Genomic DNA, 20,179 nt, shown 5'->3' on the forward strand with positions numbered 1-20,179 from the left:
AAAAAGATGTCTGGCAGGCTGGAGAGGGTCGTCAAGGCCTCCGGTGAAGACCGCTGTGGCGTATCCGCCAAGCCGTGCAAATGGTTACCGGCCATCGCGATATGCCTCGGTAGGATGCCCCGCGAGGGACCCCGACCACACAATGACCAGCCACAACGACACCGAACCGACACCCCCCTGGCTGGCCAGCATCCCGCTCACGCCCAGCCACCAGACCCTGGCGCTGGTCATCGTCCATCCGGGCCGGGCCGTGGTGCCCCCCGAAGGACTGGCCGAGGTGCTGCGCTTCTGGGCTGACGGGCGTGGCGGCTGGATCGGCGCCGCCCGGGCCGCCAGCGGGCTGTGGGGCTACATCGATGGCGAAGGCCGGTGGCGTGTGCCGCCCACGCTGCAGAACGCGCGCAGTTTTTCCGAGGATGGGCTGGCGCGTTTTTGCGACGGCGGACGCTGGGGCTTCGTGGACCTGGCGGGAACGGTGGTCATTCCCCCCGCGTTCGACAACGCCCAGCCGTTTCGCAACGGTTTGTGTGCGGTGCAGATTGGCCAGGATGCCTGGCGCATCATTGACCGCGCGGGGCACACCACCGGTGACGAGGTGTTCCACGAGCTGAGCCCGTTTGGCGCCAACGGCCTGGCGCGCGCCACGCTGTGGAAGAAGGCGGGCAACCAGCGCACCCAGGGCTTCGTGGACCGCACGGGGCGCTGGGTGATCGAGCCACGCTTTCGCGAAGCGCGGCCCTTTGGCGAATCCAGCGCCACAGCCGCCTCGCTGGACGGCGACACTTACGGCCTCATCGACGCACAGGGCCGCTGGGTGCTGGAGCCCCGCTACCCGCGCATCGACGCCTTCAACGCCGAGGGCCTGGCCTTCTTCGACGAACCCAACGCCTGGGACAACGGCCACGGCTACCTCAACGCGCGCGGCAAGGCGGTTGTGAAGGGCGGGCGCCACCTCTCGCGGCGCATGGCCTGCGGCGTGGCCGCCAACAGCTATGACGGCACGGGCTTTCTCATGGCGGACGGCAAGCCCCTTGCGACGCCGCCCCTGAGCTACGGAACGGACTTCTCCGCGGAAAGCGGCTACGCCGTGGTGCGCACCGCCGCCGCCGTGCGCAAGGGTGCGGCCGATGCCACGGCAGCCGCCCCGGCGCACTGGGGGCTGCTGCACCCGGACGGCCGCTTCGTGCCCGCCCCCGACCACTTGCTGGAGCCGCTGACCGATGGCGAGGGCTGGCTGGTGGGACACCCGCCAGACACGCCGCTGGTGCCCTTTCTGACCCGCGACGGGCAGCTGGCTTTTATCGACGGCGAGGGCGCCGTCGCCTGGCGTGCGCACTACGACGGACAGCAGGTGGCCTTGCTAGACGCCGAGGGCACGCCCCTGTGGCGCAGCGGCGTGCGCGAGAACTGCTGGCCCCCGGTCCCGTTCTTCAACGCGCCGCTCACCGAGCACCTGGAAAACCTGGAATCACTCGACGGCATCGTGCCGCTGGCCATGGACCTGCTGGCCGATGCCGAAGCCCGGCTGCACCGCTTGGCCGCAGGCGACGAACTCGCGCCCGACGAACCCGCCGACGGCGAGGAGGATGACGACGACGAGGAGAAAGACCCCGACCAGATGCAGGCCGACCGCACCGTGGTCGTGCGGCGGGTCATGCGCGCTTACCTGAGCGAGTCGCACAACGGGCCCTACGAGTTTTTGTGCACCGACCTGAACCGCGCGGTGGACGAAGCCCGCTTGGCCATGGTGCAGCAGCTGACCGTGCGCTTTGGCGCTGCCGACCCCAACCCGGAGCACGCCGCACCTTGGCACCGACGGGGCGACTACACCCAGGCCTGGCCTGTGGCGCTGGCCAAGCCCCTGCCAGGCGACGGCGGAGCCCTGCACGAGGCGCGCGAGCAGTGGCTGACGCTGTACAAGCATTCGGATTCGGGCGACGGCGATGTGTGGTGGGAGCTGTGGCTCATGGCCGCGCCCAGCATCGACGCACTGCAACTGGCGCAGCGCACCCGCACGGCGGCCCCCGCCACGGCACCGCCCAGCGACGACGACGAGCCTGAAGGTCCCGACAGCGATGGCCCGGCATTGCACAGCCAACCGCCCGATGACGCATCGGCCACGCACCCACCCCAGACCCGTGACGGGTGGCTGCAGGCTGTGCGCAGCGACCGCTACGCCATCGCCCATGTGCCTGCGCAGTGGCTGGACGATGCCATGGTGGACACCGCCCTGGCAGCGAAAGTGGCAGCGCTGGAATATGTGCCTCCGGCCTGGCAGACCCCCGCGCGGCTCGAAGCACTGGTGCGCCGGGGCCTGCGCGAGGCTGCCGACATCCCGCCCGAATGCATGACCGCCGGAGCCCTGGCCCTGGCACGCAGCCTGTATGCCGGCCAGCCCGAATGGGACTGGCGCGACGAGCGCAACAGCCGCATTCCCACCACCTGGGACCACAACAGCCTGTGCGACGTATGGGGCTGCCTGCTCACGCCAGAGCTGGCGCTCAAGGCCGTGCGGGCGCAGGCGCCGCTCAAGGACCTTGCGCACTGGCTGCGCACCGATGCGGTGGAGCAGGCGGCACTGCAAGCAGACATCTACAACATCAGCTACATCGACCCGCACAAGATCACACCCGCGCTGGCCGAGCGCGCGGTGCGGCACGACTATGGTTGCCTGATCGAGCACATCCCGGCCGGGATGCTCACCCCCGCGCTGTGCCTGGCCTCGGCGCGCGCCAACGGCCTATCGCTGGACAAGATTCCACTGGCGCTGCGCAGCGTGGATGTGTGCGTGGCCGCACTGCACGACCGCTGGGACATGTTTCCCTCCGTGCCCGCTGCGCTGCGCGAGGAAGTCACCACCCGCCTCGTCGAGGACGACCTGGCCCAGGCCCACCGGGACGGCGAGCCCCGCGAGGGCAGCCACTGGCATGTGCAACGCGCCTGGGTGCGGCTGTGGGCGGGTGACCTTGAAGGCGCCATGGCCGACGCGCGCCTCAGCCTCGACCGCGTACGCCACGAAGAGCATCCGCGCTACATCCTGGCCAGCGTTTACCGAGCGCTGGGCCGTACCGAGGAGGCCGCACTCGAAGCCTCTACGGTGTTGTCGCTGCAGTCCCCGTACACCGCGCAATGGGAGGATGCCGAGGACACCCGCTGGCTGCAAAGCCTGGCACAAACCCAGGCCCATGCAGCCGACGACGCCACGCTGATTGCACAGCTGCAGTCGCACCCGCGCACGCTGGCCGATGTGCCGCGTGAACGCATTACCCACGCCATGGTGGACGCCGCGCTGGCCGCCGATGAAGACACCGTGCGCTTTGTGCCCAAGCGGCTCATGACACCCGCACGCTACGCCACCGCACTGCGGCAGGGTGTGAAAAGCTTTGCGCAAATACCGGCCCGGATGCTCAGCGAGGACGCCTGCATCGCCCACGTGCAGGACGGTGGCTGGCACCTGGAGCAGGTGCCCGAGACCTTGCGCACCGTCGCTGTCTGTGCGCACGCGCTGCGCCGCAGCCCCAGCGCGCTGGAACACGTGCCCGAATCCCTGCGTGCACAGGCGCGCGAAGCGATGGCCCAGCTCCCCCCGGATGCGCAGGAAGAAGACCGGCCACGCGCGGGTGGCGACCTGGGCGACTGGTTGTCGCGGCGCGTGGTGGGCTCGGCCCTGCAAGGCCAGGACACCACGGCACGCAGGCTCCAGCACAAGGGATTTCTGGCAGCGTTTGTGATGCAGGCCGCACTGACCGCCAAGTCAGACACGCCCCCCACCCTCCGGGGGCTAGCGGGGTGGTTCGAGCAACGGCCGGTGCTGGCACTGGTGGCCCACCTGCTGCTGGGCCTCGCAGCCTTGGTGGGCCATGCGTTCGTCTCGGTCGCGGCCTGGCGGGCCGAAGGCCCGTGGATAGGGCTGGGCACCTTTGCACTGATGGGCTTTTCGGAGCTGTACTGGGCGTGGCGTTTTGTGGCTTCCAGCCCCTGGAGCCCTTGGCTCGCCATCACCGCGGCCCTGGTGGTGGTGTACGTGTTCGGCTGGCGCCGCCTGTACCGCCGCGTGGGGCAGGCATTTGCAGCCCGTGAGGGCTCTGCAGCCGCAGAGTAGGCGCAGGCCACTGAAAGGGGCACGGCACCGGGCAGGCAGCGCCCATCTTTTACATCTTCCCTAGGGTCATCACTGATCCCTAGAGGGCCTGTGGAAGCCCGGCGATTGATACACTTTGTAAACATTTCGCCCCACCGATTCACGAACCTCCAGAACGCCAGGGCCCGCATGCGCGGGCCCCCACCACAGCGGGTGCACAGCCCATGAAAAGAGGATCGGACCCACGAACGACGCAGCGGGCACAGCGGGTGGCGCTGGCGCTGCTGTGCGGCTGGACATGCCATTCAGCTGCGCAGGAGGACATCGCCCAGCTTCCGCTCGAGCAGCTCATGCAAATGGAGGTCCGGACGGCCAGCCGGTATGCGCAAACCGCCCTGGAAGCACCCGCCGTGGTGAGCGTGGTGACCGCAGACGACATCCGGCTTTTTGGCTACCGCACGCTGGCCGAAGTGCTGGGCAGCATGCGCGGGCTGTATGTCTCGTACGACCGCTCCTACCACTACCTCGGCACACGCGGATTTGCCACGCCGGGCGACTACAACACCCGGGTGCTGCTGCTGGTCAACGGGGTGCGCTTCAACGACAACCTCTACGACCAGGCCACCATCGGCACGGATTTTCCGCTCGATCTGGACCTGGTGGACCGCGTGGAATTCGTGCCCGGACCTGGCTCGGCGGTATATGGGGCCAATGCGTTCTTTGGCGTGGTCAACGTCATCACGCGCAACGGCCGCCAGCTGGCCGGGCCGCAGCTCAGCGTGGAGGCTGGCAGCCAAGGGAGCGCCAAGGCCCGCTTCTCGCTGGGAACGGTGGACACCCAAGGCGGCGACTGGCTCGTCGCGGTGACACGCTCGAGCAGCCGGGGCGCCGACCAGTATTTTTCGGCGTTCGATGCGCCCGAAAGCAACCACGGCATCGCACAGCGCCTAGATTTTGACCGCAGCACCCAGCTGTTTGCGCGGATGCAGCGGGAAGGGCTGACGCTCACCCTGGCCCATGGCGAACGCACCAAGGGCACGCCCACAGCCTCGTTCTCCCAGGCATTCAACGACCCGCGCTCACGTTACATCGACACCACCACCCGCCTGGCGGCCGAAATGACGAGCCAGCTGTCGCCCTCGCTGGCATTCACCGGCCGCGTGCATGCGGGGCGCTACCGCTTCGTGGGCGACTACGCGTACGACTATCCGCCCCTTACGCTCAACCGCGACATCGGCACCGGGCAATGGTGGGGCACCGACGGGCAATGGGTCAGCACGGCAATTGCCCGCCACAAGCTCGCGTGGGGCATTGACTACCGGCGCGACACGCGCGTCCAGCAACTCAACATCGACCTGGACCCACCCGCGCAGTACCTCGACGCCAGCCGCACAGGCGATGCACTGGGCATCTACGTGCAGGATGAATTTGCACTGGCCCCCACGCTCACGTTGCACACCGGGCTGCGCTGGGGCAAGCAGTCCGGCAGCGCGGGCAGCTTCCATCCACGGCTGGGTCTGGTGTATTGGTGGAGCCCCTCCACCGCCCTCAAGCTGCTGCATGGCACGGCCTACCGGCCGCCCAATGCCTACGAGCGCGACTACCGCGTGGACCTGCCCGGCGGCATCATGAGCACCACCAACCTGCGGTCAGAAAAGGTGCGCACCACGGAGCTGGCCCTCGAACACGCCCCCACCGGCGCCACCCGCATGCTGCTGACGGCGTTCCGATCGCAGGTGACCGATCTGATCTCGCTGGGCGATGCCAGCGTGCCGGACAGGCTCACGTTCAGCAACACCGGCCGCGTGCGGGTTCAGGGCCTGGAAGCCGAGGTGGAGCAGCGCTGGCAAGGCGGCTCCCGCCTGCGCGTGGCCTATGGCTGGCAAAAGGCGCGTGACACCAGCACCCCGGAGCCACTGACCAATTCTCCCCGGCACCTGCTCAAGGCACAGTGGTCGGACACCCTGGCGCTGGGCGCGCAAGGCCCGGGCAAACCGGGTCAGTATGCGGTGGAGGCCATTGCCGTAGGCGCGCGCAGAACCCTCACGGGTTCGCGCCTGCCGGGCTCCATCGTCACCAATATCGTCTACACCAAGCGCTTTGCGGATGTGGACGTATCGATGGGCGTGTACAACCTGTTCAACCACCGCGCTGCGGACCCCGCCTCGTACGAGATCCGCGAAGCGTCGATCCGGCAGGATGGACGGACCTACCGGCTCAAGCTCACCTACGCGTTCTGAGCCATGCACAACGCCATCCGACTGCGCAAGATGCTGTGGATCGGCCTGTGTCTGCTGGGCGGGGTGGGTGGCCTCGCGCACGCCACCGATCCCGTGGAGGAACTCGACCTCAAGGCAGCCTACATCTTCAACTTCATCCAGTTCGTCGAATGGCCCGACAACGATATGGCCACGGGCAACGAGCTGTCCATCTGCGTATCTCCCTTCAGTCCACTGAAACGCCCGCTGACCGCGCTGGAAGGCAAACAAACCGCCAAAGGCCGCACCGTGCGGGTCAAACTCCTGGAGTTGGCGGGCATCCGCCACTGCCGGATGCTCATCCTCCAGAACGCAGACGTGGAGCAGGCATTGCGAATGCTGCGGACACTGCCCCCGTCCCACGGGGTCTTGACGATTGCGGATGAACTCACCTTCGTCAACCCGGAGATCGTCATCGCCCTGGCCCAGCAGGAAGGGCGTATCGTGTTTGGCATCAGTCCCGACGCCGCCGCCAAGGCCGGCCTCACGATCAGCTCCAGACTGCTGCGGCTGGCCAAGGTGAACCGATGAAAACCCAGGCCCCCGAATCTCAGGCCCCGATACCGGCACCACCGCTGCCGCCCGTGCTGCTGTCGTCCAGGCTGGTGGTGACAGGCATTCTGGCGGCAGGCTTGGCGCTTTTGACCGTGGTGCTGGCCCTCACCGGGCTGGACTACTGGAGCACGCGCCAGTCCATGCTGCAGGACAGCCGCGTGGAGGCCGCCATCGTGGCAGACAACATCGCGGCCGCTGTCATGTTCCGTGATGCGCACACCGCCACCGAGATGCTGGGGGCGTTGAAATCATCGCCCATGGTGCTGGGTGCCAGCGTGTATGACGTGCGGGGCCTGCCGCTGGCGCGGTACACACGCAGCCCGGACGAGAACTTCCCCGCCACGCTGGCGGCCGCAGGCATGGGGGGGATGGCCGAGCGTGCGGGGCTGCGCGTTCTGGAGATTGCCCGTCCAGTCGAAACGGCGGGCGTGGCGTCGGGAACCCTGTACTTTCGCAAGTCGATGAGCGCGGTGTACTCGCGCCTGGCCATCCGTTTTGTCAGCGCGTTGCTGATTGCCGGGTGTGTGATGGCCCTGGCGGCCGCCATGGTGCTGCGCAGCCGGGCGGCCGTGCGCAATGCCGAAAACCGCCTGCATGCGCTCGCCCATACCGATGCGGTCACAGGCACCGGCAACCGGCATGCCTTCAACGAACGCCTGGGCGCAGAGATCGAAGCGGCCCGGGGCCTGGGCACCCGCGTGGCCCTGGTGTACATCGATCTGGACAATTTCAAGACCCTCAATGACACCTTCGGGCATGCGGCCGGAGACGGTTTGCTGCGCCAGGTGGCACGGCGCCTGCAGTCCGTGGTGCGCAGCACCGACGCGATCTCGCGCCTGGGGGGCGACGAGTTCGCCGTGATCCTGCCGCTGGACATGGACGACGCGGCGCTCAATACCTATGGCCAGCGGATCGTCGGCACCTTCCTCCATTCGTTCACCGAAGTCGGCCAGCAAGTGACCGTGACCTGCAGTGCAGGCATCGCCACCTTCCCGGGCGACGCGGCCGACATGGACGGCCTGGTCAGCAATGCCGATACCGCCATGTACCGCGCCAAAGAGATGGGCAAAAACCGCTGTGTGCGGTTTGACGCATCGATGAACCAGGCGGTGGTCCGGCGCCAGGCCATCGAGCACGCGCTGCGCGCTGCGCTGCAGCGGGGCGAGGGCCTCGCGCTGCACTACCAGCCGCTTTTTGCCGCCACCGACCGTGCCCTGGTGGGCGCCGAGGCACTGCTGCGCTGGTCGCATGCGGAGCTGGGCAACGTCTCGCCGCTGGAGGCGGTGATGGTGGCCGAGGACTGCGGCCTCATCGTGCCGCTGGGCTACTGGGTGATGCGCACGGCCTGCCGCGACGCCGCCCGGTGGCAGGCCGGCGGGCCGCTGCGGGTGTCCGTCAACATCTCGGCCCGGCAACTGGGCGACCCGCAGTTCCTGGAGCGCGTGATGGACATCCTGCGCGAAGAGGGCCTGCCCGCCCACCTGCTCGAAATCGAACTCACCGAAACCGTGCTGATGGACAACATGGAGGCTGGCGCGCACACCCTGCACCGCCTGAGCCAGCTGGGCATTCACCTGGCCATTGATGACTTTGGCACCGGCTACTCGTCCCTGGGCTACCTGCGTCAATTGCCGATGCGCCGCCTCAAGATCGACCGCAGCTTTGTCAAGGACCTGCCCGGCCAGGAACACAGCCGCACCATCGTGACCGCCATCGTGGCGCTGGCCCACGGCCTGGGGCTGCAGATCACGGCCGAAGGGGTGGAAACGCCGGAACAGGCCGACTATCTGGTGCACCAGGGCTGTGACGTGCTGCAAGGCTACCTGCTTGCGCGGCCCATGCCGGTGGAGCAGTTTCAGGCCCTGCTGCAGGAACGCACGGCGCGCCGGGGGGCGTGAAAAGCGTCAGCGCAGCACGTCACGTCACGTTGCCCCGTGGTAACACGGTGCCACCTCGCGCACCTCAATGGTGGCCCATTCGGCGGCCGGGCATTCCCGGGCAATGGCCACCGCCTCGTCACGCGTGGCGCAGTCGAGCAGGTAGAAGCCGCCCACCATTTCTTTCGTCTCGGCGAACGGGCCATCCACCAGTCGGGTCTGCCCCTCGCGCACTTGCAAACGCACGGCCTGTTCGGTGGATGCCAGGGATTCGGTGGCGCGCAGCAGGCCCCGGGCCTGCAGGCCCTCGCCAAACCGCAGCATGCGGGCATAGGCCTCTTGCCCGCCCGCCAGCCCGCGCTCGGCCCGCTGGCCGTGGGGTTCCATGATGATCAGCATGTAGGGCATGGGAGGGTCTCCTGACGAAGCGAAGGCGAAGGGGGCAAAGCGAAAGGCGCCATCCTACCAGCAGCATTCACTACCATTTTGATAGCTATTAGCGCTTATCCATCAAGCGCTAGCGGCGATTTTTTATCAAAACCTTGCGCGCCGCAGCAAGCCTGTGCTATCTTCGAGCCCCTATGCAACGCAGCATGCTCCTACCCACCCTATCGCTAAGCCTACTAGTGCTTGGCCGGGGTCTGCCTGCGTTCGCCACCGTTGCCTGACTCGCTCAGCGCAACACCTGATCTCCCCCTGACCCCGGCCCGCGAACCAGCCTTTGCACACGCAAAGGGCTGCAGGGGATGTCACACGTTTTGTTTTTTCATTTCGTCTGACCCGTGCACCGCGCATTTCTTCCAGCGCACCGCACACACCGTTCGTGGAGCCTCTCATGATTGCCAAGCCCGCCACCAAGTACCAGCCCATCGCCCCGGTCGCATTGACCGATCGCCAGTGGCCCACCCGCAGCATCACCCGCGCACCCGTGTGGCTCTCCACCGATTTGCGCGACGGCAACCAGGCGCTGTTCGAGCCAATGAACGGCGAGCGCAAGATGAAGCTCTTCCATGAGCTGGTGCGCATCGGCTTCAAGGAGATCGAAGTCGGCTTTCCGGCCGCGTCGCAGACCGACTTCGACTTCGTGCGCCGCCTCATCGACGAGGACCTGATCCCCGACGACGTGACCATCATGGTCATGACCCAGTCGCGCGAGGACCTGATCGCGCGCACGGTGGAGGCCGTGCAGGGCGCGCCCCGCGCCATCGTGCACCTGTACAACGCCACAGCCCCCGCCTGGCGGCGCATCGTGTTCGGCATGAACGTGACGCAGGTGATGCAGCTCATCGCGCACCACGTGGGCTACCTGAAGCAGCTCACCGACGCGCAGCCCGCCACAGAGTGGACGCTGCAGTACTCGCCCGAGACCTTCAGCGCCACCGAGCTTGATGTGTCGCTCAAGGCCTGCCAGACCGCCATCGCGGCCTGGAACGCCGGGCCCGGCCGCCCCATCATCATCAACCTGCCCACCACAGTGGAGAACGCCACGCCCAACGTGTTCGCCGACCAGATCGAGTGGATGGACCGGCGCCTCGCCCCCCGCGAGCACATCACGCTCTCGGTGCACCCGCACAACGACCGCGGCACCGGCGTGGCCGCAGCAGAGCTGGCGATGATGGCCGGCGCCGACCGCGTGGAAGGCTGCCTCTTCGGCAACGGCGAGCGCTGCGGCAACGTGGACATCGTGACGCTGGCGCTCAACATGTACACGCAGGGCGTGCACCCGAACCTCGATTTTTCGGACATCACCTCGGTGGCGCGCATTGCCGAGGAATGCACCTCGCTGCCGGTGCACCCGCGCCACCCCTACGCGGGCGACCTGGTGTTCACCGCGTTCTCGGGCTCGCACCAGGATGCGATCAAGAAGGGCTTTGCCGCACAGGACCCGAACGCGCTGTGGGAGGTGCCGTACTTGCCCATCGACCCCGCGGACCTGGGCCGCACGTACGATAGCGTGATCCGCGTGAACAGCCAGTCGGGCAAGGGCGGCATCGCGTTCTTGCTCGAGCGCGAACACGGCGTGGTGATGCCGCGCCGCATGCAGGTCGAATTCAGCGCCGTGGTGCAGCGCCAGACGGACGCGAGCGAGGGCGAGATGAGCGGCGAGGCGCTGTGGGACCTGTTCCAGGCCACCTACCTGCGCGCCCCGGCCCAGGCAGCCATCGTGTGCCACAGCCACAAGCTCGATGAAGACGGGCAGGGCATCGAGCTCGACGTGACCATCGACGGCACGCGCCAGCATTTGCGCGGCCAGGGCAACGGGCCGATTGCCGCCACGGTGGATGCCCTCGGCCTGCCGCTGCGCGTGGACCACTACGAAGAGCGCGCCACCGGCACCGGCGCCAACGCCCAGGCGCTGGCCATCGTGGAAGCCGCGATGGAGGGCGTGGCAGGCTCCACCTTCGGCGCGGGTGCCAGCCACAACATCGTGACGGCGTCGGTGCTGGCCATCGTGAGCGTAGCCAACCGGCTGGTGGCGCGGCGCCCGACGCAGCAGCAGGCCACGAGCACCATCGCCTGAACGCGCACCACAACATCCCCTGATACGCATGGCCATGAAAATTCGACCAGCAACCTCAGGGGATGCGCCAGGAATCAGTGCGCTCATCCTGTCCGTAGCGCACTTCTTCACCCTGGACCCGGAGGGCCGGGGGGCAGAGGATTTCCTGAAGTCCCTGCAACCCGAGGCAGTTGTCGCGCGTCTGGCTACGGCGGCGTTCACCACCTGGGTTGCGGTGGTAGGCAGAAACGATCTGGCGGGCGTGATCGTGGTGCGCGATGGCAGCCATCTTTTTCATCTGTTCGTCGCTGAGCCTTTCCAGAGGCGGGGCTGGGCGCGGCAATTGTGGCTGCATGCGTTGTCGCAAACACGCCACGGCGCGCGCATTACGGTCCACGCCACGCCCTTCGCACAGGGCTTCTACGAACGCATGGGGTTCATTGCCACCGGGCCTTCGGTGCAGACCCGGGGTATCGCCTTCGTGCCGATGGTGCGCGAAGGCGATGGTGAAAACCGCACACCACCGAACGCCCCCGCCCAGCACTGAGGCCGCAAACACCGCAAAAACCGCTCGGTGACACGGGGAACCTCCTCGGACGCGCCACAACTCCATTACCCTTGCGTCCATGCGCGTTTTTCACAGTCTGGCTTTAGCAGCCTGCACCGCCGCCCTGCTCGCCCTGACCGGCTGCGGCACCTCACGGCCCCCATCGCCTTCATTCCCGTCTTCGTCCGCGCCCAGCCGCACGACCCCGCCGCTGACGGCGGACCAGGCACACGACATTGCGATCCACGCGCTGGGGCTGGTGGGCACGCCCTACCGCTACGGCGGCAACACGCCCGACTCAGGCTTCGACTGCAGCGGGCTGATCGGCTATGTGTACCGCAACCAGGTGGGCACGCCACCGCCCCGCACGGTGGCCCAGCTCAACAGCTGGGGCTACCCCATCGACGGCGGCGAGCTGCGCGCCGGGGACCTGGTGGTGTTCGGCACCGGCCGCCAGCCCAACCATGCGGGCATCTATGTGGGGGAAGGGCGTTTTGTACACGCGCCCTCCACCGGCGGCACGGTGCGGCTCGACCAGCTGCAGTCGCGCCACTGGTCGCGGCAGAATGCGGCGTTCCGCAGGCCGTAGTGGCTCCCCCTGAGTCGCCTTCGGCGCCTTCCCCCTGAGGGGGACGACGCACTCGCTGCGGGGCGGCCCTTGCTATGCGTCCCTCGCCTGGGGCGCGCCAGTCTCTACCGATGTCGCCCATGGGCAGAAAGGTGTTCGCCCGCATCTGCCAGCGATGGCTGCCCCGCGCCGCGCGACAATCGGGGCCACCATGACCCACGCACACCGCTCCGCCACCCCCATTTCCACCCACGACACCACGCGCATTGATGACACGCGCATCAAGGCCGTGCGCCCGCTCATCACGCCGGCTCTGCTGCAAGAGTGGCTGCCCACGCCCGATGCGGCACAGACGCTGGTGGAAACCAGCCGCGCCGCCATTTCGCGGGTGCTGCAAGGGCAGGATGATCGGCTCATCGTGGTGGTGGGGCCCTGCTCCATCCACGACCACAGCCAGGCCATGGAATACGCCCACCAGTTGAAGGCACAGGCCGATGCACTGCAGGCCGACCTGCTCATCGTGATGCGCGTGTATTTCGAGAAGCCGCGCACCACCGTGGGCTGGAAGGGCTACATCAACGACCCGCACCTCGATGGCAGCTTTGCCATCAACGAAGGGCTGGAGCTGGCGCGGCAGCTGCTGCTGGACGTGCTGGCCGTGGGCCTGCCGGTGGGCACGGAGTTCCTGGATTTGTTGAGCCCGCAGTTCATCAGCGACCTCGTGAGCTGGGGCGCCATTGGTGCGCGCACCACCGAGAGCCAGAGCCACCGCCAACTGGCCAGCGGCCTGTCGTGCCCCGTGGGCTTCAAGAACGGCACCGATGGCGGTGTGAAGGTGGCCAGCGACGCCATCCAGGCGGCGCAGGCATCGCACGCCTTCATGGGCATGACCAAGATGGGGCAGGCCGCCATCTTCGAGACACGCGGCAACCAGGACTGCCACGTGATTTTGCGCGGCGGCAAGCAGCCCAACTACAGCGCAACCGATGTGGATGCGGCCTGCGCCATGCTCCAGGCGGCGGGCCTGCGCGAGCAGGTGATGATCGACGTGAGCCACGCCAACAGCAGCAAGCAACACCAGCGCCAGATCTCCGTGGCCGACGACGTGGCCCAGCAGATTGCTGCGGGCGATGCACGCATCACCGGGCTGATGATTGAAAGCCACCTGCAGGAAGGTCGTCAGGACATCGTTCCCGGCCAGCCGCTGCAACACGGCGTGTCGGTGACCGACGCCTGCATCAGCATGGCGCAGACCATTCCGGTGCTGGAGGGGCTGGCGGCCGCCGTGCGGGCGCGGCGCGCACGGGCGTGAGCACCATGCGGGCGCCGCCTGCAGAACAGTACGGCTGACGACCTACCTCGCAGCGGCGAGATCGATGTTGCGGGCCGTGGCCAGGAGGGTGGCGCACAGGGTCTCGGTGCCCCCTGCATCCACCGCGAACACGTCGGACGCACACACGGTAAGCAGCCGCGCTGCATCGACCACACGCCCGCGCGCCCGAAGGCAGGTGCCTTTTGCGGGCGCCACAAGTTTGATGGTCGCATCCACCGTGGCATTGGTCCAGCCTGGCGGCAGCACGCTGCCCGCCGCAGCCACCGCGGCAAAGTCCCCCAGGGCAAACACGGCCGCAGCCTGCAGTTGGCCGGGGCGAAAGCAGAGTGCTTCGCCGATTGGCATCTCCATTTCAACCCGGCCCGCTTCGGCATGGACGAAGCGCAGCCCCAGCGTGCGGGCCATGGGCATGGCCAGAACCAATGTCTGCAACTGAGCGACGTGGGAGGTGGACGGTGGGGACGAAGTCATGGCGTTTTCCTGTGAGGTGCGGGCTGGGATGAGGACTTGGTGGGTGTTTTGGGCCGCACACGCGGCCAGTTGCCGGGTGCAGGGGGGCTCTTGGCGTCCTGCACCGCCGGGGGCGGCATCTGCCGCTTGCGCTGTTGCGCTTCGAGCCAGGCTTGGTGTTCCAGCACCACCTGCTTTTGGGCTTGCAACTGGCTGATCTGCTGCTCCAGCGCGGCCGCGCGTTCCCGCAGGGCGTGGACCATGTCGTCAATGCCCAGCGTGCCGGCGCGGTAGTCATCGAGCCGCCGGGCAATCTGCGGCAGGGCGAAGCCCAGCTGGCGCGACATGGCAATGAAAACCACCTCGCGCTTGATGCTGGCGGGATAGTCCCGGTATCCATTGGCCCGACGGTGCGGACGAATCAGCCCCAGCCGTTCGTAGTGGCGCAAGGCGTGGACGGACACCGAGGCCTGGTGGGCAAGTTCGGAGATCTGCATGCCACGAAGGCTAGCAAGCCTGGTGTTGCGCGAAGGTTGCCTTGGCGACTGATTGCGCATCCCTCGCAGTCAAGTCGTCGTTTTTTCATTTGGGACAAACCCGCATGGTGCGGTGCGTCAACGCGGGCCTGTGCGGTGTAGCATTGATGTTTTACCAGTGGTGGCCTCGGCGTTTGCGGATTCCTGCAGCGGCTGGGCCGTCCGGCATGTGCCGCTTTACCGCCCCACTCCCTTGTTGTTGACGCAGCTCCGGCCCCCCTACAACCCTCCCCAGGCGGCAAAACGCCCAGAGGTCGGATGCGTACCCATGGGCCTTGCCCCCGCGTGACCATGCCGCCTGCGCACGCACCCCAAGAGGCCGCGCGGCTCCACGCATTGCAGTCCTACGCCATTCTGGATACGCCCTCGGAAGATGCGTTTGACCAACTGGCCACGCTGGCCGCGCGCATCTGCGATTGCCCGATGGCCGTGGTCAATTTTGTCGACAGCGAGCGCCAATGGTTCAAGGCGGCGGTGGGGGTGCCGTTCGCGCAGACCGACCGCGCCATCGCCTTTTGTGACCACGCACTGGACGGCAACCGCGATGCCGTGGTGGTGCCTGACGCCAGCAAGCATCCAGCATTTTCGGGCAATCCGCTGGTGGTGGGCGAACCCCGCGTCCGGTTCTATGCCTGCGTGCCGCTCGTCACGCCGGAAGGTTTTGCGCTGGGGACGCTGGCCGTGCTGGACACCGTGCCCCGCACACTGGGGGCCGAGCAGCTCGACGGCCTGAAGATCCTCGCAGGGCAGGCCATGGTGCAGCTGGAGCTGCGCCGCCAGAAGCGCCTGCTGGCCCAGCTGGTGCAGGAGCGCGACCAGATGCACGCCGAGATGCTGGCCCAGAGCGACGCGCTGCGTGTGGCGGGGCAGATTGCGCGCATCGGGGGATGGACAGTGGAACTGCCCAGCCTGCAGCTGACCTGGTCGCAGGAGATCGCTGCCGCCTATGGGCTCCCCCACCGCGTGGGGAGCCTGGCCCAGGTGCTGCAGCTGTACACGCCGCCATACCGGGTGCCGATGCAAAAGGCGTTTGACGAGTGCATGCTCCATGGCACACCGTTCGACATGGAGGCCGAGGTGGCCATGCCCGGTGGCGGGCGATTCTGGGTGCGCACGGCCGGTCAGGCTGCGCGCGATGCCGGTGGCCAGATCATCCGCATCCAGGGGGCCTTCCAGGACATCTCGGTCCAGCACCAGGCCCGGCAGGCACGCCGCGAAAGTGAAGAGCGTTTTCACCTGGTGTCGCGTGCCACGGCCGATGCCGTGTGGGACTGGAACCTAAACACCGATGCCATGTGGTGGAACGAAGGCATGCAGAACCTGTTTGGCGTGCCGCTCGACCAGCTGCCGCCCGACAGCACCTCCTGGACACTGCGGCTGCACCCTGAGGACAGCCAGGAAATCCTCCACGGCATCCACGCAGCCATTGACGGCACGGACAACCACTGGTCGGCCGAATACCGCTTTCTGCGGCAAGATGGAACGTATGCCTGGGTGCTGGACCGTGGATTCCTGATTCGCGACTCGGCCGGCAAGGCCGTGCGCATGGTGGGCGGCATGACCGACATCAGCGCACAAAAGCTGACCGAACTCGACGCACAGCGCGATGCCCAGAACCATGCCGAGCTGCTGCACGTGCAGCAGCGCATCTCGTCGCTGGACCTGCCCCTTCCCGAAGTGCTGCAGCTGGTGGCCGACACGGTGCTGCGCCAGACCCTGGCCCGCGGTGCATTGGTGGAGCTGTTGCAGGGCCACCAGCTGGTGGCGCAGGCCTCGGCAGGCGACCACGTGCGGCCTGTGGGGCATCTGCTGGCCGTGGACCAGAGCCTGCTGTGGCCCGCACTGCGCGAAGGGCGCACGGTGGTGTGCAACGACACCGAGGCCGAGGGCTGGGACATGGCTTCGCTGCCCCACCGCCATGGCGTGCGCTCGGTCATGGCGGTGCCGCTGCGCACGGCGCAGGGGGTGGTGGGTTCACTCAAGGTGACGTCGGACAAGCCCAACGCGTTCTCGCGGCGCGATGTGGCGCACCTGGAGATCCTCACCGAATCCCTGGGGGCCATGGTGCAGCTGCGGCATGTGGCCGGGCAGCTCCGGGCGTCGGAGCAGCAGTACCGCATGCTGTTCAACGAACATCCCCATCCCATGTGGGTGTACGACAAGGAAACGCTGCGCCTGCAGGCTGTGAACCAGTCGATGGAAACGCACTACGGCTACACCGAGGCCGAGTTGCTGGCGATGGAAATGACGGACCTGTGGCCGGCCGAACGGCACGCCACCATTCGGGAAGCCCTTCAGGCGATTGCGATCGACCAGCGCAACAAACCAGTGATCAGCCGCCACGTCAAGAAGGACGGCACGTTCATGGATGTGGAGATCACGGCTGGCAGCATCAGCTTCAATGGCCGCCCGGCGCGGCAGGTGCTGGCCACCGATGTGACCGAGCGCCTGCGCACCGAACGCGAGCTGGCCCGCATGGGCCGTGCCCAGCGCCTGCTGAGCGCATGCAACGAGACCCTGGTGCGCGCCACGTCAGAAACCACGCTGCTGCAGGCCATCTGCCAGATTGCCGTGGACATCGGCGGCTACCGCATGGGCTGGGTGGGGTTTGCACTGGACGACGAACGCAAGTCCATCGAGCCAGTTGCCCATGCGGGGTACAACCAGAACTATCTCGAAAACCTGCAGCTTTCCTGGTCGGCCGACGACCCCTACGGCCGGGGACCGGCGGGCACGGCCGTGCGCTCGGGCAAACCCGTGATCGTGCAGGACATCCGCACCGAGGGTGACTTTGCCGACTGGACCGAGCGCATGCTGGACCACGGCTTTCATGGCGTGATCTGTCTGCCTTTGCAGGACCGTGATCGCAACCGCGACCGCACCTTTGGCCTGCTGTACCTTTACGCGCCCGACATCCTGCAGATCAGCCCCGAAGAAGCGGCCCTGCTGCAGGAGCTCTCCAACGACCTGGCCTTTGGCATCACCAGCCTGCGCGCGCACAAGGCGCAGCAGCGGCTGCAGGCCTCGGTGCTCAAGGTGGCGGCGGCAGTGTCGGCCAGCACAGGCACCGAGTTTTTTGTGCAGCTGGTGCGCAACATGGCCGACGCCCTGGGGGCCCAAGGCGGCTGCGTGGTGCGGCTGTTGCCCGACGTGCAGGGGCGACCGCCCCGGGTGGCCACGCTGGCTGCGGTGCTCGATGGCCAGATGTTGCCCAACGACGAATACAGCCTGGAGGGCACACCCAGCCTCATGCTGCTGTCGCAGCGCGCGCACGTGGTGACCGACAAGGTGCAGCAACTGCACCCCGATGCCCCGATGCTGCGCTATGTGGGCGCGCAGGGTTACGCAGGGCAGCAGCTGTGCAACGCCGATGGCGAAGTGGTGGGCATCGTGTTTGTGCTGTTCCGCCAGCCCATTGCAGAAACGGACTTCATCACATCCACGCTGCAGATCTTCGCCGCGCGCGCGTCGTCCGAGATCGACCGGCAGCAGGCCGATGCCCGCATCCGCCACCAGGCCTCGCTGCTGGACAAGGCCCAGGACGCCATCCTGGTGCGCGACCTGGAACACCGCATCATCTTCTGGAACAAAAGCGCCGAACGCCTGTACGGCTGGTCGCAGTTGCAGGCGCTGGGCCAGTCCATCGAGACGCTGCTCTACGACGACCCCGCCCATTTCCGCCATGCGACGCAGACGGTGCTGGAGCAGGGCGAGTGGACGGGCGAGATCGTGCACCGCCACCGTGACGGCAGCACCATCGAGGTCGAGGGCCGCTGGACCCTGGTGCGTGGCGACGACGGCCAGCCGCAATCCATTCTGGCCATCAACACCGACATCCGCCAGCGCAAGGCCAATGAGCGTGAAATACAGCGCCTGGCTTTCTACGACGCGCTCACGGGCCTGCCCAACCGCATGCTGCTGATGGACCGCATGGGCCATGCGCTGGCCAATGCCCAGCGCCGCCAGCAGGGCGGGGCGCTGCTGTTCATCGACCTCGACAACTTCAAGACCCTGAACGACACCCTGGGCCACGACCAGGGCGACCTGCTGCTGCAGCAGGTGGCGCAGCGCCTGAACACCTGCGTGCGCAGCGTGGACACGGTAGCCCGGCTGGGGGGCGACGAGTTTGTGGTGATGCTCGAAGAACTGAGCCCCAAGCCCCACGAGCTGGCTCTGCACGCGCGCGGGGTGGGCGAGAAGATTTTGGCCATGCTGGCCGTGCCCTATGCACTGGCGGGCTACCAGTACCGCAGCACTCCCAGCATCGGCGTCGCGCCGTTCACCGGCGAGCAGACCAGCGTGGGTGAGCTGCTCAAACAGGCAGACCTGGCCATGTACCAGGCCAAGACCGCAGGGCGCAACACACTGCGCTTTTTCGACCCCGACATGCAGGCCGTGGTGACGGCCCGCGCCGGGCTGGAGACCGACCTGCGCGCGGCACTGGCACAAGAGGAATTCTTACTGCACTTCCAGCCGCAGATGCACCAGTCTGGCCGCTGCGTGGGGGTGGAGGCGCTGGTGCGCTGGGCCAGCCCGCAGCGCGGCATGGTGCCCCCTTCCGTATTCATCCCGCTGGCCGAAGAAACCGGGCTCATCCTGCCGCTGGGCCGCTGGGTGCTGCACACGGCATGCAAGCTGCTGGCCACCTGGCAGGCCGACCCGCAGCTGGCGCACCTGACCATGGCGGTCAACGTGAGTTCGCGCCAGTTCCGCCATGCCAGTTTTGTGGACGATGTGGCCCGCGTGCTGGCCATCACCGGGGCGCCAGCCCATCTGCTCAAGCTGGAGCTGACCGAAAGCCTGCTGGTGGAAGACATGGAGACCACCATCGCCACCATGGCGGCGCTGCGCTCCCACGGCGTGGGGTTCTCGCTGGACGACTTCGGCACCGGCTATTCGTCCCTGAGCTACTTGAAGCGCATGCCACTCGATCAGCTCAAGATCGACCAGAGTTTTGTGCGCGACCTACTGACCGACCCGAACGACGCCGCCATTGTGGACACCATCATTGGCCTGTCGCGCAGCCTGGGCCTGGAAGTCATCGCCGAAGGCGTGGAGACTCCCGAGCAACGCGAGCTGCTGGCCCGCGCCGGTTGCCAGCTCTACCAGGGCTATCTCTTCAGCCGCCCCCTGTCTGCGGACCTCCTGGGGGCCTTCCTGCGCCCCTCCGCTGCATAGACGGCCCACGCGGCCCCGCTTTTTTCCCATTGTCCTGACGGCCCGCGCGCCGCCGTCGGCTGCGTTTTTTCGCTGCAACGCTGTCCCTTGCCTCCATTCGGCCACCTCAGACGCCCTCAAACCCCTTCTGAAGATGGGCACCACGACGCTCCGCTGCACCCCGAGTTGTCCCTCTGTCTTCTTCTTATGTTGTCTATAAATACATAGTCGTAGTAGTAGAAGGCGCCCCGAATTGTGGACAACCGCTTTTTCTTGAGGTGTGGCGGGCACTTGCACGCGCGCCAACCCTGTGCACC

At 67.2% G+C, this 20,179-nt stretch carries 12 protein-coding genes; 9 read left to right on the forward strand and 3 right to left on the reverse strand.

Annotated features, from left to right (window positions below; translation table 11 throughout):
* Nucleotides 1-142 precede the first annotated feature (142 nt).
* From ARADN35_RS0119135 to ARADN35_RS0119150, 4 genes are all read left to right on the forward strand, one after another.
* Nucleotides 143-4,102 carry a WG repeat-containing protein gene (locus ARADN35_RS0119135; protein WP_010465003.1) on the forward strand — a complete coding sequence of 1,320 codons (3,960 nt, stop codon included), beginning with the start codon at nt 143-145 and terminating at the stop codon, nt 4,100-4,102.
* A 203-nt stretch (nt 4,103-4,305) separates the two neighbouring features.
* A complete protein-coding gene (locus ARADN35_RS0119140) occupies nt 4,306-6,321 on the forward strand; it encodes a TonB-dependent receptor plug domain-containing protein (RefSeq protein ID WP_241777034.1) in 2,016 nt (671 codons plus the stop codon).
* A 3-nt stretch (nt 6,322-6,324) separates the two neighbouring features.
* Entirely contained in the window at nt 6,325-6,870 is a 546-nt protein-coding gene (locus tag ARADN35_RS0119145; protein WP_010465007.1) for a YfiR family protein, read from the forward strand.
* A complete protein-coding gene (locus ARADN35_RS0119150; RefSeq protein WP_010465009.1) occupies nt 6,867-8,792 on the forward strand; it encodes a putative bifunctional diguanylate cyclase/phosphodiesterase in 1,926 nt (641 codons plus the stop codon). Before ARADN35_RS0119145 ends, ARADN35_RS0119150 begins: the two co-directional genes overlap by 4 nt.
* Before the next feature lie 24 nt (nt 8,793-8,816).
* On the opposite strand, the gene ARADN35_RS0119155 is transcribed toward ARADN35_RS0119150, so the two are convergent.
* Complete coding sequence (locus tag ARADN35_RS0119155) at nt 8,817-9,179, reverse strand: YciI family protein (protein WP_010465011.1); 363 nt, start codon at nt 9,177-9,179, stop codon at nt 8,817-8,819.
* 427 nt (nt 9,180-9,606) lie between these two features.
* Here ARADN35_RS0119155 and leuA point away from each other — a divergent pair, with 427 nt between their 5' ends.
* The 4 genes from leuA to ARADN35_RS0119175 all read left to right on the forward strand — a co-directional run bounded on the left by leuA (nt 9,607) and on the right by ARADN35_RS0119175 (nt 13,698).
* Entirely contained in the window at nt 9,607-11,292 is a 1,686-nt protein-coding gene (gene leuA / locus ARADN35_RS0119160) for a 2-isopropylmalate synthase (RefSeq protein ID WP_010465013.1), read from the forward strand.
* Nucleotides 11,293-11,326: 34 nt separating this feature from the next.
* The gene (locus tag ARADN35_RS27025) at nt 11,327-11,818 is read left to right on the forward strand and encodes a GNAT family N-acetyltransferase (RefSeq protein ID WP_159103201.1); all 492 of its coding nucleotides are present in this window, start codon (nt 11,327-11,329) and stop codon (nt 11,816-11,818) included.
* Nucleotides 11,819-11,897: 79 nt separating this feature from the next.
* Nucleotides 11,898-12,407 carry a C40 family peptidase gene (locus ARADN35_RS0119170; protein WP_010465016.1) on the forward strand — a complete coding sequence of 170 codons (510 nt, stop codon included), beginning with the start codon at nt 11,898-11,900 and terminating at the stop codon, nt 12,405-12,407.
* A gap of 190 nt (nt 12,408-12,597) precedes the next feature.
* Nucleotides 12,598-13,698 (forward strand): 3-deoxy-7-phosphoheptulonate synthase, encoded by a 1,101-nt coding sequence (locus ARADN35_RS0119175; protein ID WP_029414197.1) that lies wholly within the window; start codon nt 12,598-12,600, stop codon nt 13,696-13,698.
* Nucleotides 13,699-13,740: 42 nt separating this feature from the next.
* Here ARADN35_RS0119175 and ARADN35_RS0119180 read toward each other — a convergent pair whose 3' ends face one another.
* Both ARADN35_RS0119180 and ARADN35_RS0119185 read right to left on the reverse strand, forming a co-directional pair.
* Nucleotides 13,741-14,190, reverse strand: a complete 450-nt coding sequence (locus tag ARADN35_RS0119180) for a PaaI family thioesterase (RefSeq protein WP_029414198.1) — start codon at nt 14,188-14,190, stop codon at nt 13,741-13,743.
* Nucleotides 14,187-14,666, reverse strand: a complete 480-nt coding sequence (locus tag ARADN35_RS0119185; RefSeq protein ID WP_010465022.1) for a MerR family DNA-binding transcriptional regulator — start codon at nt 14,664-14,666, stop codon at nt 14,187-14,189. Before ARADN35_RS0119185 ends, ARADN35_RS0119180 begins: the two co-directional genes overlap by 4 nt.
* 330 nt (nt 14,667-14,996) lie before the next feature.
* On the opposite strand from ARADN35_RS0119185, the gene ARADN35_RS26570 reads away from it, so the two are divergent.
* The gene (locus ARADN35_RS26570; protein WP_029414199.1) at nt 14,997-19,883 is read left to right on the forward strand and encodes an EAL domain-containing protein; all 4,887 of its coding nucleotides are present in this window, start codon (nt 14,997-14,999) and stop codon (nt 19,881-19,883) included.
* Nucleotides 19,884-20,179: the final 296 nt, after the last annotated feature.

It is taken from the genome of Acidovorax radicis N35 (assembly GCF_000204195.1).
Classification (GTDB): Bacteria; Pseudomonadota; Gammaproteobacteria; order Burkholderiales; family Burkholderiaceae_C; genus Acidovorax; species Acidovorax radicis.